We start from the raw sequence: 16,709 nt of genomic DNA on the forward strand, positions 1-16,709 counted from the left end.
GTTACAGCTTGTCAGTTGTGTTTTGGCTAGCTAATAGGTCACGGATTTCACGTAGGTATTCTTCTGCCGTTGGTGCTTCCACTTCTTCTGTATCCATATCTGGATTTTTGCGTTTGAATTTGTTCGCAGATTTGATAATCATAAACAGTACGAATGCAATGATCAGGAAGTCAATAATAGCTTGGATGAAGTTACCGTAAGTCAAAGTAGCAGCACCAATTTGAATGGCCAAGTCACCAATAGCCGCTTGAGATGTCAGAGAGACAATCAACGGTGTAATAATATCAGAAACTAATGAATTAACGATTGCTGAGAAGGCTGCCCCAATGATAACCCCGACTGCTAAATCTAATACGTTACCGCGCATAATAAACTCTTTAAATTCTTTAATCATGTTTTTCACCTCCTATTTGTCTATACCTATTATAAAATAATTTTTACGAGAATGAAATGAATATACTTATTTAGAGGTTATGTAGGCTGCAGGACTATAATCCTCAAGCGGCAATGTACTGGCTTCTCCTGCGGCTAAACGGGCCAGTTGATACCCAATGAGTGGGCCGGTTGTTAACCCAGAAGAACCCAGACCGCTTGCTGCCAGTAACTGTGTAGCACCTGGGACATAACCGAAAAAGGGACTGAAGTCAGGCGTATAAGCCCGCGTCCCGACTTTTACTGCGATGGTTTCAGCACCTTCAAGGCCGGTAAATAAAGTCTCACCTTGTGCAAGTAGATTCGCAATAATATCTGGAGAAACAGTCAAATCGTAGCCCAAATCATTTTCGTGGGTGGCACCTACAAATACTTTTCCATTTCCAACTGGAATAATGTCAATTTCACCTTCGGGCATAATAACGGGCAACTTTTCATTCTCGTAATCACCTGTTTGAAGGACAACGAGTTGACCTTTCTGTCCTCGAATCGCAACTTCATAGCCGAGTGGTTCTAAGGTTTGCGGCAACCAAGCACCGGTAGCAAGAACTACAGAGTCGTATGTCTCTAGTAATGAGGAGTCGACGGGTTGCCATTTTCTAACGACTTCTCCGCCTGCTTTTTTTACCAGGGTGAGAAGTTCTCGTACCATCGCATCACCATCTAAGCGCGCGCCGCCTGCTACGTATAGGGCATTTTCTTGTGTTTGAATAGAAGGGAGTAAAGTCGTAAGTTCCTCTTTACTCAAAATCTTTAAGTCCCCAATCTCGGGTGCATCTTCACGTCGCTTCAACCCGATTTCGTATTGTTCCTGGGTTGCTTTGGCCGTTTTTTTCAATAAAACCGCGCCGGATACAGTATAGAAAGACGCGTCTCCGCCATCTTCCTGAACATCTTTACAAAGTTGTTTATAAAATGCAGCTCCTTCTGAAGCGAGCCGGTACCATTTCTTATTCCGGCGTTTAGAAAGCCACGGGCAAATAATGCCGGCAGCCGCAGACGTTGCCTGTCCGGTTCCTTCGTCGAATACGGTAACTTGGTGTCCGTTCCGTGATAAATAATAAGCCGCAGTCGCACCCACAATGCCGCCGCCGATAATCGCTATGTTACGTGTCATCATTTTCTCCTTCATAAAATGAAAGTCGTCTGTTTCATTTTAAATTTCTTAGCGTTTAAATGTATCGCCAGTGAGGCCACGGATTTGACCTTCACCAAAAATAATATATTTATAGGAAGTCAGTTCATTCAATCCCATAGGTCCTCGTGCGTGTAGTTTTTGCGTACTAATCCCAATTTCGCCGCCTAAGCCAAAGCAACCGCCATCGGTAAAGCGAGAAGAAGCATTTACATAAACAGCCGCTGCATCGATATCAGCATGGAAATCAAGGGCCGTTTGGTAGTTATCGGTCACGATGATTTCAGAGTGACCAGTGGAATGTTTCTGAATATGAGCTACTGCGGTATCGTAGTGACTGGCCACTTTTACTGCCAATGTCATATCCAAGAATTCCGTATCGTAATCTTCGGCCGTTACTGGAATAGCTTGGGGCAGGATCGCACACGTTTTTTCGTCACCACGTATTTCAACTGCATAGGGTTGAAGCGCCTCTGCGAATACAGGTAAAAAGGCATCAGCGACTTCGGTATGCACAATTAAATTCTCAATGGCGTTACAGACGGAAGGGCGGTCGCACTTTGCATTTACTAAGATACGGGTCGCCATTTCTAAGTCGGCGTCCTTATCAATGTAAAGGTGACAATTCCCGACTCCCGTTTCAATAACCGGAACAGTCGCATTTTTCAAAACATTTTGAATAAGCCCAGCACCACCACGTGGAATAAGGCAGTCTAAATATTCATTCGTTTGCATAAAGGCAGTTGCCAGTTCACGCGAAGGATCGGTAATAAGTTGGATGATCTCAATCGGTAGATCGGCCGCTTTCAAACCTTCCCGTAAAGCGACAAGAATCGCTTGGTTGGATTCTAATGCTTCTTTTCCACCCCGTAAAATAACGGTATTGCCGGATTTGAAACAAAGTGCGGCAGCATCGGCAGTTACATTTGGACGTGATTCATAAATAATCCCAATCACACCAAGCGGCACCCGTTGTTTCCCAATTCGCAGGCCATCTTCGTTTGTTTTCATTTCCTCAATATAACCGACTGGATCGGGTAGGCCGGCAATTTGGCGAATACTATCGGCCATTGCTTGGATACGGTCCGGAGTGAGGGTTAAACGTTCAATCATAGGTGGCGTCAAACCGCGTTCTTCAGCACGTGCGATATCTTTTTCGTTTGCGACGATAATCGCTGCTTGATTCTTTATCAGAGCTGCTTCCATAGCCAGTAAAGCTTGGTTTTTCTGGGCTGTTTTTGTCTTACGCAAAATATTTGCGGTTATTTTTGCCTGTCTACCCATTGTTTCGAGCATATTATTCATCATTATTCGGCCTCCTTTATAATCTCGGGTTTAGCAGTGAAATAGGTGCCAATCTCGTATCCTTCGAGAATATCAAAGATAATCGTCAGGTCCTCTGCTTTCGCCAATACCATTTCCCGGTTATGTTGCAATAAATACCGTGCCGCTTTTAACTTCGTAATCATGCCTCCGGTACCAAATGCTGAACCTTCACCACCCGCTTTTGCCATCACATCTTCGGTTACATCTGAAATAGTATGGTAAAGCGTCGCGTCGGGATTAGTCGTTGGATTTTTGTCATAAAAACCATCAATATCGGACAGCATAATCAGCATATCGGCACCGACAATATTCGCTACAATCGCAGATAACTGGTCGTTATCACCAAATTTGGTTTGGTGATCCAATTCCTCGACTGCAACAGTGTCATTTTCATTCACGACAGGAATAATCGCCATCTCAAGAAGCGCATCAAAGGTATTGGTAACATTTTTCAAACTCTCTGGAAATTCGATAATATCACGCGTTAATAAAATTTGGCCGACTGTTTGATTGTAGTGAGAGAAAAAACGTGAGTAAAGATTCATCATTTCACATTGCCCAATGGCAGAAATGGCTTGTTGGCCGGGAATAGAAACCGGGCGTTTAGAAATATTCAACTTGTCCATGCCGACGCCCATCGCACCGGAAGAAACAAGCACGATTTCTTTGCCGGCTTTATTCAGAGTTGAAAGCACATAAGCCAGACGGTCGAATTGTTGATAGTTCACTTTTCCGTTGGTAGTCATTAAAGAACTGGTTCCAATTTTGATGACAATGCGTTTACTGTTTTGTAGTTTTTTTCGTATATTCATATCTATTCCTCATTTGATTTTAATTACTTTGCTCAATACTATCACGAAAAGTTCAAAACTTGAAGTAAGGGAAAGGGTAGAGGTGAAACAAGAGGCCGGATTAGCATCCGAGCCTCTTGTTGGAGTGATTTCTTTATATTCTTACATCGCAGTATAGCCGCCATCAACTGCAATGGTTGCCCCGGTAACGTATGAAGAGAGGTCGGAACAAAGCCAGAGGTTGGCGTGCGCAACTTCTTCTGATTGTGCAAAGCGGCCCAACATACTTAATTTCTTCGCGTATTCTTCAGGATCAAGATTAAATTGAAGCAACGCATTCTGTAACATCGGTGTATCAATGGCACCCGGACAAACCGTATTGATGCGAATTCCTTGTGGCGAATAATCCATGGCGGCGGACTTCGTTGCTCCCATTACACCGTGTTTCGCCGTTACATAAGCTGGATTGGACGGCTGTGGGCGCAAGCCGCTAACCGATGAAGTGTTAACAATAGAACCGGGGCTGCCTTGTGCAAGCATTTGTTTGATTTCATATTTCATGCACAGCATAACCCCCTTTAAATCGACTGCCATTAAACGCTCGTAATAATCCATATCCATTTCTGCAATCGGTTTGTCATCGGGTGTAATAGCCGCGTTGTTTACAGCGACATCCAGTCGACCATACGTTTCCACTGTTTTTTCGACTAAGTTTTTAACTTCTTCTTCGATGGATACATCCACTTGAATAAAGGTTGCTTCGCCACCGTTTGCTTTTATTTCATCGGCAGCTGCTTGTCCTTGTTCAACGTTATAATCAGCAACAATAACCTTTGCTCCTGCTTTTGCAAATAATTCTGCCGTTGATTTTCCCATTCCCATCGCAGCGCCCGTAACAATTGCAACTTTATCATTCAAATGAAGCATATTAAAACCTCTCCCTTTAAAATATATTTGTAATCGTTTGCATTTATTGAAATGTTAATTGTGAATGAGATAACAAACACCTCAACACTATCGTACTATATTTATCAAATGATTTCAATTGCTTGGGATAATGGTTTTGTTTTGGGGACATCAGATGGTACCGCTATAATAAAGGTAATAAAACCAAAGGAGTGTTTGAGATGGTACTAAAAAATCGCTACATTATTGGTTGTTATGACTCAGTTGAAAAAGTGACAAACGTGATTACAGAGCTGAAGAATAAAGGCTGCGCAAATGAAGATATTACGTTGATTACGCATGAGAATTTTCATCAGAAATATGATGCACCGACGGCTCCGGAAGTGACAACAGAAGAACGGTTGTGTAATGAAGTGCGTAGCACGGTGAAAGTGGAGCAAAATTATACGCCTGATTTCCGTACCGACGATGATCCGCTTTATGGCTATCAAGAGCAGTTGGAAAACGGGTGTGTACTCGTTTTGGTGAAGGGAACCCAAAAGAATTTACTAGAGACGGAGACAGAAGAAGAAAGCCAATATTTGGACGAACCGATTGATAATCAAGCGTTTTTGGATGCGACTGACGCGATGCGGACCAATGTTATTACGAGTACCGGTAATGGGGCGCAGGAGAGCGGCTTGGCTGATGCAGCTGTGCCAGAACCCTTGCTCCCTGACAATAGCCCACATGTAGAAAGAGAATAAAACAGAAAATTTTATGCGTAGGACTCATTTAAATAGTTCTGCGCTTTTTTGTCGATTCCAAAAAGAAGTGGATTTGGTATAATGTTAAAAAATAGGTAAGAGGTGTATGATGCGCAGGAATAAAAATAATCCATGGTTAATGAATCTTATTTGGTTAGCAGGTCTTGTATTGGTCATTTTTTCTCGTAATTATTTTAATCAAAATGTTTTGTGGCGATTGACGACACCGGATGACGCCATTTTATATGCATGGTTGCAGTTTGCGTTACCCTTTTTAACGGGTCTGTATCTGTCACTGCTATTTATGTGGAATAATTTTCGTATGAAGGACACATCATTATTCTTTATGGTGGCGTTGCCGGCACTGATTATTGCTGTTTTGAATCCGCTAGCCGTAACTTTTCCTTTGCCGCTTCCAGATAACATTTATTGGTTCGTTACGACCTTAAACAGTGAGAACTACCTGACTCTTGTAGCGGGATTAACCCTTATACCCAGTCGGACATACTAAAAAAAGAAGCAGCCCGGCTAGGCTGCTTCTTTATAAGGAGTTATTCTTTACTTGGAGGAGCAAAGAAAAAAGATTGTTGTGATTGGCTTATTTATATATTAACTTCTAGATATGAAGAAAGTATGAAATCTTCACGATAAAAATAAGAAAAATGCTATACTGGATTTATCATTTCATGTGGGGGTAATAGAGTTATGAAAATTGCAATGATTGCGCACGATCGTAAGAAAGATTTGATGATTCAACTTTGTACGGCGTATCAACCTGTATTGGAAAAACATGAATTATTTGCAACAGGGACAACGGGATTAAGGATTTCAGAAGCAACAGGGTTAAAGGTTCATCGCTTTAAATCCGGTCCACTAGGCGGTGATCAGCAGATTGGTGCCTTAATTTCTGAAAATGAAATGGATGTTGTTATCTTCCTGCGTGATCCATTGGCTGCGATGCCACATGAGCCGGACGTAACAGCCTTGATTCGCTTAAGTGACGTTTACGACATTCCTTTGGCAACCAATATCGGAACAGCAGAAGTTTTGTTGCGCGGCTTGGATGTGGGACTGATTGATTGGCGACAATTTTACAATTCTGATGAAAAAGATGGGTTAGAACCAGGATTTTAACTAACAATTCGAGAACTACTCTTTGTCTCTAAATGGCAAGAGTAGTTTTCTTTTGCTTACTTTTTGTGTATTTACTCACAAGTAAGATTGTGATAGAGTTATAACAACATCTAGTGTTTTTATTTTTATTTAGACTATATATAGTGTGTTGGAGGTTTTTTAAGTGAGTAGAATTGTACCGGAAGTAAAAAGTATCCCTTTAACTGTATTAAAAACAGATGGAAGAATGATGCCATTCAAAATCGAAAAAATTGTGGCTGCTATTGAAAAAGCCAATCATATGAACGGACAAAGTGATAGTGAAGATGCTGCGGAACTACAAAACATCATCAACAAAATTCACATTCAAATGCAGTCTTATACAGGTGAAAAAATTACAACAGAAGCTATTCATGAACGCGTTGAGAGTATGTTGGCAACGAGTGAACTGACCCAAACGGCTGCCAATTATCATCAGTATCGCCTCAACAAAAGAAAAGCTAGAGAGTCACAACGCAGTATTGAATCACGTGTTCAAAGTCTCATCCAAGCAGATGAAACGATTTTGAATGAAAATGCCAATAAAGATAGTCGCGTATTTAATACAATCCGTGATTTAACCGCCGGGGTAACAGCAAAAGCACTAGGTCTCAGAATGTTGCCCGCGCATGTCGAAAATGCGCATTTACGTGGTGATATTCATTTCCATGATTTGGACTACCATCCTTATTCCCCGATGACTAATTGCTGCTTGATTGATTTTGAATATATGTTCGAACAGGGCTTTACGATTGGGAATGCAGAAGTTGAGAAACCAAAATCGATTCAAACAGCAGCTGCTCAAATGGCACAAATCATTGCAAATGTGTCCAGCAGTCAATATGGGGGAACCAGTGCTGACCGTATTGATGAATTACTTTCTCCTTACGCACAAATGAATGAACAAAAACACCGCGCCGAAGCAGAAAAATGGGTGCAATCCGATAAGCAAGCGGACTACGCGTGGGAAAAAACGAAGAAAGATATTTACGATGCGATGCAAAGTCTGGAGTATGAAGTCAATACACTCTATACTTCGAATGGACAGACGCCTTTTGTGACGTTTGGATTTGGTCTAGGAACCAATCGCTATGAACGCGAAATTCAAAAAGCCATTCTGGCTGTGCGCATTCAAGGACTGGGGAAAGAACGCCGCACGGCTATTTTCCCGAAATTAGTTTTTGGTATTCGCGATGGTGTCAACTTACGGCCGACTGATCCAAACTACGATATCAAGCAACGCGCAATTGAATGTGCAACGAAGCGGATGTATCCTGACATCATAAATTATGATAAGTTGGTCGCATTAACCGGTTCTTATAAAGTGCCCATGGGCTGTCGTTCTTTCTTACAAAGTTGGCAAGATGCTGACGGCAATGAGGTAACTAACGGCCGGATGAACTTGGGTGTGGTGACTTTGAATGTACCCCGCATTGCAATTGAATCAAATGGTGATATGCAGGAGTTTTGGCAACTCTTACGCGAGCGTATCGCAATTGTGAAAGACGCACTTGTTTATCGCGTAGAGCGTGTGAAAGAGGCACGCCCGGAAAACGCACCTATTTTATATATGAATGGGGCATGGGGACACAAATTAACGGCAGAAGAAGATGTGGATACGTTGTTCAAAAATAAACGGGCAACGGTATCAATGGGATACATTGGACTTTATGAAAGTGCCGCAGTTTTTTATGGACCGGCGTGGGAAAAGAATCCTGAAGCAAAAGCATTTACCCTAGAGATTCTGAAAGAGTTAAAGCGTAATTGTGATAACTGGGGAAATGAATATGGCTATCACTTCAGCGTTTATGCGACACCAAGCGAAAGTTTAACAGACCGTTTTTGCCGACTGGACATGGAAAAATTTGGAGAAGTTTCAGATGTTACGTCGAAAGGCTACTATACGAACAGTTTCCACTATGATGTGCGCAAGAAACCATTGCCTTTTGAAAAACTAGACTTTGAAAAGGATTATCCGGTGTATTCATCAGGCGGCTTTATTCATTACTGTGAATATCCCAATATTCGTCAAAATCCGAAAGCGCTAGAGGCTGTTTGGGATTATGCTTATGATAAAGTGGGGTACTTAGGAACAAACACGCCTATCGATAAATGTTTTGAATGTGGCTATAGTGGCGATTTCAATCCGACTGCCAGAGGCTTTGAATGCCCGCACTGCGGAAATCATAACCCTGAAACGTGCGATGTCGTGAAGCGTACATGCGGGTATCTCGGGAATCCTCAAAAACGTCCGATGGTATCAGGCCGCCACAAAGAAATTTTAGCACGTAAGAAACATATGTAGGAGTGTGAGGGGATTGCGACATCCAGAGCCGGGTGAATGGACATCCGAACAGTATTCACGGGGGAAAGTAGCGAGCTATAAGCCATTTAATTTTGTGGATGGTGAAGGCGTCCGCAATAGTTTGTATGTGAGCGGCTGCTTATTTGCGTGTGCGGGCTGTTACAATAAAGTTGCACAGTCGTTTAGCTACGGCGAACGCTATACACCAGAACTGGAAGAAAGAATTTTAAAAGATTTGGAACCTGATTATGTTCAAGGCTTAACGCTTTTGGGCGGAGAACCATTTTTGAATACCGGTATCTTATTGCCTTTAGTTAATAAAGTGCGGGAAAAATTCGGTAAAGAAAAAGATATTTGGAGTTGGACGGGCTACACGTGGGAGGAACTTCAAGTTGAAACAGCGGATAAAATAGAGTTGCTCGAACGTGTAGATATTTTAGTTGATGGTCGTTTCGAGTTAGCTAAACAGGATTTAACGTTACAATTTCGTGGCAGTTCCAATCAGCGTATAATCAAAGTCAAAGAAAGTCTGAAGCAGAGCGCAGTAGTGTTGTGGAACGCATAAAAAACCGCTATCTTTACAGAAATAAGCTGTAAAGATAGCGGTTTTTTTACTTTCTATAATCCGATGTTTTGTCCACCGGTTACGCCGTAAATTTGTCCGGTAATGTAACTTCCTTCATCTGAAGCAAGCAACACATAAACAGGAGCAAGTTCGACTGGTTGGCCTGCGCGCTTAATCAAGCTGCTTTGACCGAATTCAGGAATCGCACCGTCTAATTGCCCGCTGTCCAATTGCAATGGTGTCCAGATTGGGCCTGGAGCGACTGCATTTGCACGGACACCTTTGTCGGCAAAGTAAGACGACAAGGAAACAGTAAAGTTACTGATTGCGCCTTTCGTAGCAGCATAATCCATTAATGGGTCACTTGGATCAAACGACTGAACCGAAGTCGTCGTAATAATCGCACTCCCTGGTTTCAAGTGTTCTTCCGCCGCTTTAACGGTTTCGAACATACTGATAATGTTTACTTTAAATGTATCGTGAACTTGTTTCATCGTTAAATCACTCAGCGAAGGTTGGGCAATTTGTTGGGCAGCATTTAAGACTAAAAGATCTAATCCGCCAAATGCATCCACTGTGCGCGTTACAATTTCTGTAGCGGCGTTATCGTCACGTAAATCATACGGAAGCAGCAATGCTTTACGGCCTTCTTTTTCGATTAAAGCTTTTACTTCTTCTGCATCCGGTTCTTCACCTGGGAAGAATTGAATCGCAACATCGGCACCTTCGCGCGCATATGCAATCGCAGCGGCACGACCAATTCCGGAATCCCCACCGGTAATGAGTGCACGGCGGCCTTCGAGACGGTTATAACCTTTATAACTTTCTTCACCACAATCTGGTTTTGGATCCATCTTGTCTTGAAGAGCGGGAGTGTTTTGCTCTTGAACAGGGAACTTTTCGCTGTAATACATCTTACGCGGATCGTTCAAATTTGCATCAGTCATCAAAAATCATCTCCTTATTATTATAATATAAGGATAACAAAACGATGTGGATGATGCTATTGATAAGAATTCGAACTTTTAGGTGCATCCCAATAAAAATAAATATCCGCTTTATCTTCCTGTACAGTATGCCTGTATCCGCGCGTGTTGTAGCCACCAATTTCAAAACCACTGCGCAAATAAAATTCACAGGCATTCACATTGTTATCTTGGCCGATTGTAAAGATGCCGGCATAACCTCGTTCCTGTGCCATGTAAAGAGCAGCCTCAATTAATTGATAAGCCACACCTTGTTTGCGGTACGCTTGGTTTACTTTCAAATCGGTCAGATACATATACTTGAACCAATCATTTTTCATAATTGCCAAACCGACACATTTCCCGCTATCATAATCATAAGCACCCAACGCAAATCCATCTGCAACCACCGCGTCAAAATCATATGCTTCATCGGGGAAGGTCATCTGCATTTTTTCTTCAAACAATGTAACTTCATGCTGCCACTCAGCTGATGTCCGTGTCACAAGCATGCGCCCGCGGATTTCAAATGGTTCATTTTTCAACTGCAAGTCTGCCTTCGTTTCTGGTGTTATTTCTTTTATTATAATCATAAACTCGCTCCTTTTTCATTCAACCGGCGTCAGTACGGTCGTTGATTTGCTGGCTATAAATAAGGTCTGACCTTCTTCTAAAGACAGTGTAATCGAACTATCCACCCCTTCACGATAATCACCGGTTAATTCGAAGACGTTGAACGAACCATCTGTCTGTAGCACGTACACATAATTAACACCTGAGGCCATATAGTCAAGTCCCACTTCTAGACTGTATTCGCCGGGTTCAATGTGTTTACCAATGTGATAAACACCGTTTCCAAAACGCTTTTGTCCTTCTATTTCTGGGTGCGGTGCATCAGCGAACATAGCCGACGGATCGAACGGCGCAACGGGCTTTCCAAATATAAATAACCGAGGCGAATAGCCTTCATTTGCCGTAATCTTCATTCCGTCGTACAAGTTTAATTCCAGTGTGTTTTGTGTAAAATCTAGAAGTTGTTCGAAAACCTTCGTATCGTCCGTATCCATAACCGTGAAGTAGCCGGTACCCATCTCTTCACTTTTTACAATCGTATACCGTCCCTCCGGTAAATCCACGCCAACCGTCAGCGGTTCCTCAGTTAGGGGATGCATATAGTCTTCATCATCGCCAAAATCCAGAGGCTCGCGATAGAAAAATTCAGGAAGGGCCTCACCGAGTACCTCCTTTTCGTCACCGACAATTTCGTACTTTTCTTCATAAGCAGCCAAGACAGCTGTATCTGTTTCGATTCTTTCCCCATCATACTGTTGGCTGATAACACCGGTATAAGAAGAGCAAGCAGCGAGAAGGGGGATAAAACTTAGTAATACATAATTTTTCTTACGCATTGTCTCACTCCTTATTTTCTGTCGTGAAATCATAAATGCGGACGTAATGATCCGCTGTTGCGAGTGGTCCGACTGTGGCGGTTTGTGCGTCGTTCGCACGTAGCAATTGCAAGTAATGCACGGCATCTGCATCATCCGTTGTCGGAATACAGCACAAGCCGCTGTCTAAATACAACGTTCCTTCAGGTAAATCGGTCAGGGCATCAAAGGCATCACGGGAAATTTTTCCTTTCACGTACGTCTGCTTTGCTTCATGATGATCGGAAATATATGTAAAGCGGCCGTTTTCCAAAAAGAAAACTTTATCGGCATACTCATCCAAGTTATCCAACAAGTGGGACGCGACCATAATAATTTTCCCTTCTGACCGCAAAGTTTCCAATACGCTGGAGACGAGATTGACATTTTCCGGATCCAGCCCGTTCATCACTTCATCCATCAACATAATCGGTGTGTTGGCTGCGCACATCATCGCAAAACACAAGCGTTGGCGCATCCCCAAGGAGTAGGTCTGTACTTTTCGATCGACATAATGGCCCATATGCAGTTGATCAATAATGGCATCCACACGTTCCGCATCTTTTTGCCAAATTTCGGCATAAATCTGAATATGCTCACGACCGGAAAAGTTTTCGTAAAGATCTGCTTGATCCGGGAAAAACGTTACTTTTTTATGCAACGCTAAAATATCTCGGCGGCTGTTTTGATAGGTTCTGTCATCAATCACAATCGATCCTTCTTGAACGGGAATGTAGCGCATCATGGCATTAAATAAAGTCGTTTTCCCGGTCCCGTTCGGCGCAACCAGACCAATAATCGACCCCTTTTCAATTTCAAAACTGATATCATCCAAAATCGTCCGTTCACCATAACGAACGGTTAAATTATTTACTGCTAATGTCATCGTTTCATCCTCCTTCTTAGCCCCAGTGATTGTGTTTGAATCCGATCGAAAATACCTGCGAATAATACTTCCATCAGAATAAGAAGTACCAGCATAATCAGCAGACCTTTCCAGAAGTAAACACCGGGTAATCCTGTTGCCTGTGCCATATCGCCCATCAAGACCGATTCAATCCGGAAATAAAGACTCGGTTGCCAAGCCGTAAACGGCTGTACGACCAACCAAAACTGAGGAACGAAGTAAGTACTCAGTGTAAGGATAATGGTCAGGTAAATTGTTCTGAACACCCAACTGAGTCCGACCGTAAACAGCATTAATAAATAGCTCAATAGCATGGCGGAACCAAGGGCCAACAACGCATATTGCCAGATTGCAATGGGTGTGTAGCCGTTTGGTGTATAAATCAGAACAGGATACCAGAGACTTCCCACTGATTCTGTTAGTAAGCTGATAGAGTAACTGATGACGATACCGCCCATTGTAGTCAGCCACATCAAAATCCACAGATGGAACGTCCGCAAGTGCCATTGTTTCCTCCAAGGAATGGGAATCCCATGGGTAATGCTCCAGTTTTTAACTTGGTCGCGTGTGAAACGATCACACCCGAGAAGAGCCACAAATAAAAAGAGGACCACACCTATCAAAACATTGATTTCCTGTAGAAGAATATTACTCGCAGAGAAAGCATTCCACTCAATGTCGAGTTCGTGCTCTGCCATATAGTCGTAAAAGGCGACATCTTGATGAATCTTTTCAGCATCTGGTAAATAACTGAGTAAGAAATCGTAGTATTCAAAATTCGTTAAGGTTAATAATGTTTCATTGTATTCGGCGATTTTCGCACCGTTTTCGAGATAGCCGTCAAAAACATGCTCAAACCCTTCAATCGTATTACCATCGCGCTTGGTTAAAATATAAAGTTGCATCCCATAAAGCGACTGTAGCTTTGCCAAGTTGTCGTAAACCTCTTGACCGTCTTCACCATCAAAAACACTTTTTGGAATCGCGTTAAAAATATTATGAATGGTTTGATACTGATCGTCCATTTCCTGTTCCGGAAATGTTAATGTCTGTTGTTTATATAAAAGGGAAAAAGAGCTGAAGAAGAGAAAGAATCCGATTAATAATACTCGTGTTTTCCAATCCCGCAGTAATTTCTTCCATTCCCATTTTGCTAATAGTCGCATCTTTTCCCCTCCTTTATCCGATAAAGCGTTGACGACTACGTAAATATGCCGTCACAGCCAGTAGTAACTCCACACCCACTACAGTTAAAAGTAAGACGAGAAGGCCTTTCTCAACCGTAACGGTCCCTGTATTTAATAGAAAATTCTTCTCTCCAGAAATGACTTTTCCAAAGTCAAAATACGTTTGCGGGAAATTACTGATATCGCTACCGAAAATATCCCGAGTGGTCCGGTTGAAGTAGAGGCGTTCAAAGAGCAGGGTGAAAATGCCTGCTACGAAAACGACAACACTTTGACGGAAAAACAGTGAGAAAAGCGCAGTTAAGCGTACAAATAAATAGAGCAGTAATCCCAGAAAAGGGAGAGCTTTAAGCAAGAACGTTTTGATAGGCATCAGCCCAGCCGCGTCCATCATTAAAAGTGGATCATCAGTATAGGCATAAAGCGGCACTTGCCAATCAAGCGAACCGAATCCAAATAACAGCCCATTCGATACATAAAACACCGCGCCGGCTACTAAGAAGAAAGAAAGAACAAACGTTAAAAGAGCTAAAGATTGAATGAATAAATAGCTCCCCCAGCCAATTGGTACACCAATGCGTTGGGTTCTTTTTTGGATACTCTCAACAAAGACATCTGCCCCAATGAATAACGTCAGCGCTATCAGGATTGTCGGACCCCATTCATGAAAGAATTTTTGAAGTTGTTGCGTCGCGGTTTTTTCTTGAATCACATGAAAAGTGAGTTCGCTGTCTGTATAACTCTCTAAGCGATTGCGCTCATTTCCAAGTTTATAATTGAGGTCTTTCATCGGAAACAAGGAATTTTTGGCAGCTTGATTTTGTAAACTTTCGAGATGAAAATCGGGAACATAGATATCCGTTAACTTCCGATAACGCAAAGCATCTCCCTTTCGAATGGCCATCAAGAGCGCCCGGTTATTCTCTAATTTCCGCCTACTTTCCACATACGCAGATTGTCCGGTAAATAAGTTCACATCAAAGTTTTCGCTCTCCATTGCCGATTTCATAATTCCTTCATTCGAAATAACACTCTGCTCCAACTTTTCCAGATCGATCGTATTAAAACTATTCATGCGCGGTAGGAAGAATGCGCTATATGCTAAAAGTGCAACAAAGACCAAAATAAGCGTCAATCTATTTTTAGTGTGACGCACCAAATATACCCACGTTTCTTTAAAAACAGTAAAAATCATACGCTAACCCCTTTCTCTCATTATTTTTTCATAAGTTTACCATACCTGCCTCATTATTTGGTATGATGGGTGAAAGAAAAGAGACATCTTGTTGGGAGGAAAGCAATGATTCAGTACAGTGAAAATGGTAGAATACCTTTTGAAAAATTGATGGATTTATATAACAGTGTAGGGTGGACGGCGTATACAAAGGACCTTAACGTTATGAAGAAGCTCTTACCTGGTGCGCTTTCGTATACGAGCGCGTGGGACGGTGACCGCTTAGTCGGTTTGATTCGGACGGTGGGCGACGGCTGTTCAATTTTATATATCCAGGATTTGTTGGTTCATCCCGATTATCAACGCCAAGGGATTGGACAAACGTTGGTGACTCAAACAGTGGCAGCGGCGGAAAATATTCGACAAATCTTTCTATCTACGGATAATACCGAGAAGACGGTGCAATTTTATCGTTCTGTCGGTTTCGTCACAATGGAAGAAACCGGCGCCGTTACATTCACTTACCGGGGAGATAAATAATGAAAGCAGAAACGCTGTGGGAATTGTATGTAGAGGCATATCCTGAACAAAAAAATAAAGAATACGAAGCGTGGGCATATGGTGCCGCGCCGGATGAATTGGCACTTTTGACAGTGGATGGTGTGAAAAGAGCAACGGCTTCCGGTTATGATTTATATGAAGCGGCTGGTGAACCGATTCCTCAAGCAGGTGGACACAGCATTATTTTAGATGGAAAAGGACAGGCAGTTTGTGTCATCGTCACAACCAATGTTACGGTTGTTCCGTTTAATGAAGTATCGGCAGAATTTGCCTACAAAGAGGGCGAAGGGGATCGGTCGCTTGCATATTGGCGCGCCGTCCATGAAGAATTTTTTGGGGACGAATTTGCGCGCGCAGAGTTGCCGTTTTCAGAAACGACCTTAGTGGTGTGTGAAGAATTTGAAGTTGTCTATTCAGCGGTGGAACTCTCGCCATTACGTGCCTTTACTGAGGAAAAACTAGGCGGAGACACAACCGGACACGATATGAGTCATATCACGCGCGTTGAGAATTTGGCCGTTTCGTTGGCGAAGCAGGAAAAAATGGCTGCATTGGACGTGGTGACGATTCGCGCAGCGGTATTGCTACATGATATTAGCGATGACAAATTAACCGATGACGTCGCGGCTGCAAAACAAGAAGTAGTGCGTATTCTTTCTGAAACGGTGCGGTCGGGAGAAGCCCGGACAGTGATTTTAGATACGATTGAAAATATGTCCTATTCGAAGAATTTAAAAGAAAAGAACGAGCTGACAGCCATCGGGAAAATTGTCCAGGATGCGGACCGTCTGGATGCAATCGGCGCTATCGGAATCGCACGGACATTTTACTACGGCGGTTCAAAAGGCCATGCCATGTATGACGATTCTCAACCGTTTAACCCGGAAGAGATGGACGAAGCGACCTACCGCAGCTCTGCGAATGTCGTTAATCATTTCTATGAAAAACTTTTGCGATTAGAAAGTATGATGAACACTGAAGCCGGCAAGAAAATGGCGCGAGAGCGCACCATTTTTATGGAAGAATTCTTGAATCAGTTGGCGCTGGAGATAAAAGGGGAAAAATAGAAGAGAAGTGCGCACTCAAATGAAAAAAGACGTTTGAGTGCGCAGATTAGAGACGAAAACGCG

At 42.6% G+C, this 16,709-nt stretch carries 18 protein-coding genes and 1 pseudogene; 8 read left to right on the top strand and 11 right to left on the bottom strand.

Annotation, left to right across the window (positions count from 1 at the left end):
- Position 1: 1 nt before the first annotated feature.
- The 5 genes from mscL to G7058_RS06810 form a co-directional block, all read right to left on the bottom strand.
- Entirely contained in the window at positions 2-394 is a 393-nt protein-coding gene (gene mscL / locus G7058_RS06790) for a large-conductance mechanosensitive channel protein MscL (protein ID WP_166062811.1), read from the bottom strand.
- Between the two features lie 66 nt (positions 395-460).
- Positions 461-1,552, bottom strand: coding sequence for an NAD(P)/FAD-dependent oxidoreductase (locus G7058_RS06795; protein ID WP_373765732.1), 1,092 nt, complete (start codon positions 1,550-1,552; stop codon positions 461-463).
- 45 nt (positions 1,553-1,597) lie between these two features.
- Positions 1,598-2,872, bottom strand: coding sequence for a glutamate-5-semialdehyde dehydrogenase (locus tag G7058_RS06800; RefSeq protein WP_166063731.1), 1,275 nt, complete (start codon positions 2,870-2,872; stop codon positions 1,598-1,600).
- Between the two features lie 2 nt (positions 2,873-2,874).
- A complete protein-coding gene (gene proB, locus G7058_RS06805; protein ID WP_319593441.1) occupies positions 2,875-3,699 on the bottom strand; it encodes a glutamate 5-kinase in 825 nt (274 codons plus the stop codon).
- Between the two features lie 147 nt (positions 3,700-3,846).
- A complete protein-coding gene (locus G7058_RS06810; RefSeq protein ID WP_166062815.1) occupies positions 3,847-4,611 on the bottom strand; it encodes an SDR family NAD(P)-dependent oxidoreductase in 765 nt (254 codons plus the stop codon).
- A 200-nt stretch (positions 4,612-4,811) separates the two neighbouring features.
- Here G7058_RS06810 and G7058_RS06815 point away from each other — a divergent pair, with 200 nt between their 5' ends.
- The 5 genes from G7058_RS06815 (at position 4,812) to nrdG (ending at position 9,358) form a co-directional block, all read left to right on the top strand.
- Complete coding sequence (locus G7058_RS06815) at positions 4,812-5,336, top strand: general stress protein (RefSeq protein ID WP_166062816.1); 525 nt, start codon at positions 4,812-4,814, stop codon at positions 5,334-5,336.
- 109 nt (positions 5,337-5,445) lie between these two features.
- Positions 5,446-5,847, top strand: coding sequence for a hypothetical protein (locus G7058_RS06820; protein ID WP_166062817.1), 402 nt, complete (start codon positions 5,446-5,448; stop codon positions 5,845-5,847).
- 194 nt (positions 5,848-6,041) lie between these two features.
- Positions 6,042-6,470 carry a methylglyoxal synthase gene (gene mgsA, locus G7058_RS06825; RefSeq protein ID WP_166062818.1) on the top strand — a complete coding sequence of 143 codons (429 nt, stop codon included), beginning with the start codon at positions 6,042-6,044 and terminating at the stop codon, positions 6,468-6,470.
- Between the two features lie 226 nt (positions 6,471-6,696).
- Positions 6,697-8,793: an anaerobic ribonucleoside-triphosphate reductase gene (gene nrdD, locus G7058_RS06830; RefSeq protein ID WP_166063732.1), complete on the top strand. Its 2,097-nt coding sequence runs from the start codon at positions 6,697-6,699 to the stop codon at positions 8,791-8,793.
- Between the two features lie 13 nt (positions 8,794-8,806).
- On the top strand, positions 8,807-9,358 hold the full coding sequence (gene nrdG / locus G7058_RS06835) for an anaerobic ribonucleoside-triphosphate reductase activating protein (RefSeq protein WP_166062819.1): 552 nt from the start codon (positions 8,807-8,809) through the stop codon (positions 9,356-9,358).
- Between the two features lie 53 nt (positions 9,359-9,411).
- On the opposite strand, the gene G7058_RS06840 is transcribed toward nrdG, so the two are convergent.
- The 6 genes from G7058_RS06840 to G7058_RS06865 are packed head-to-tail and all read right to left on the bottom strand — an operon-like array spanning position 9,412 to position 15,039.
- The gene (locus G7058_RS06840) at positions 9,412-10,305 is read right to left on the bottom strand and encodes an SDR family oxidoreductase (protein WP_166062820.1); all 894 of its coding nucleotides are present in this window, start codon (positions 10,303-10,305) and stop codon (positions 9,412-9,414) included.
- Between the two features lie 56 nt (positions 10,306-10,361).
- Positions 10,362-10,916: a GNAT family N-acetyltransferase gene (locus G7058_RS06845; RefSeq protein WP_166062821.1), complete on the bottom strand. Its 555-nt coding sequence runs from the start codon at positions 10,914-10,916 to the stop codon at positions 10,362-10,364.
- Between the two features lie 15 nt (positions 10,917-10,931).
- Positions 10,932-11,732: a hypothetical protein gene (locus G7058_RS06850; protein ID WP_166062822.1), complete on the bottom strand. Its 801-nt coding sequence runs from the start codon at positions 11,730-11,732 to the stop codon at positions 10,932-10,934.
- 4 nt (positions 11,733-11,736) lie between these two features.
- The gene (locus tag G7058_RS06855) at positions 11,737-12,636 is read right to left on the bottom strand and encodes an ABC transporter ATP-binding protein (RefSeq protein WP_166062823.1); all 900 of its coding nucleotides are present in this window, start codon (positions 12,634-12,636) and stop codon (positions 11,737-11,739) included.
- Complete coding sequence (locus G7058_RS06860; protein ID WP_166062824.1) at positions 12,633-13,823, bottom strand: hypothetical protein; 1,191 nt, start codon at positions 13,821-13,823, stop codon at positions 12,633-12,635. The genes G7058_RS06855 and G7058_RS06860 overlap by 4 nt, the downstream gene beginning before the upstream one ends.
- 13 nt (positions 13,824-13,836) lie before the next feature.
- On the bottom strand, positions 13,837-15,039 hold the full coding sequence (locus tag G7058_RS06865; RefSeq protein WP_166062825.1) for a hypothetical protein: 1,203 nt from the start codon (positions 15,037-15,039) through the stop codon (positions 13,837-13,839).
- Positions 15,040-15,144: 105 nt separating this feature from the next.
- Between G7058_RS06865 and G7058_RS06870 the strand changes: the two genes are divergently transcribed.
- The 3 genes and pseudogenes from G7058_RS06870 to G7058_RS06880 all read left to right on the top strand — a co-directional run bounded on the left by G7058_RS06870 (position 15,145) and on the right by G7058_RS06880 (position 16,646).
- The gene (locus tag G7058_RS06870) at positions 15,145-15,558 is read left to right on the top strand and encodes a GNAT family N-acetyltransferase (RefSeq protein ID WP_166062826.1); all 414 of its coding nucleotides are present in this window, start codon (positions 15,145-15,147) and stop codon (positions 15,556-15,558) included.
- Positions 15,558-15,992: pseudogene (locus G7058_RS06875) on the top strand (ASCH domain-containing protein); the annotation flags it as partial. The gene G7058_RS06870 and the pseudogene G7058_RS06875, both read left to right, overlap by 1 nt.
- A gap of 129 nt (positions 15,993-16,121) precedes the next feature.
- Complete coding sequence (locus tag G7058_RS06880; protein ID WP_264372332.1) at positions 16,122-16,646, top strand: HD domain-containing protein; 525 nt, start codon at positions 16,122-16,124, stop codon at positions 16,644-16,646.
- Positions 16,647-16,709: the final 63 nt, after the last annotated feature.

Source organism: Jeotgalibaca porci (genome assembly GCF_011299095.1).
Classification (GTDB): Bacteria; Bacillota; Bacilli; order Lactobacillales; family Aerococcaceae; genus Jeotgalibaca; species Jeotgalibaca porci.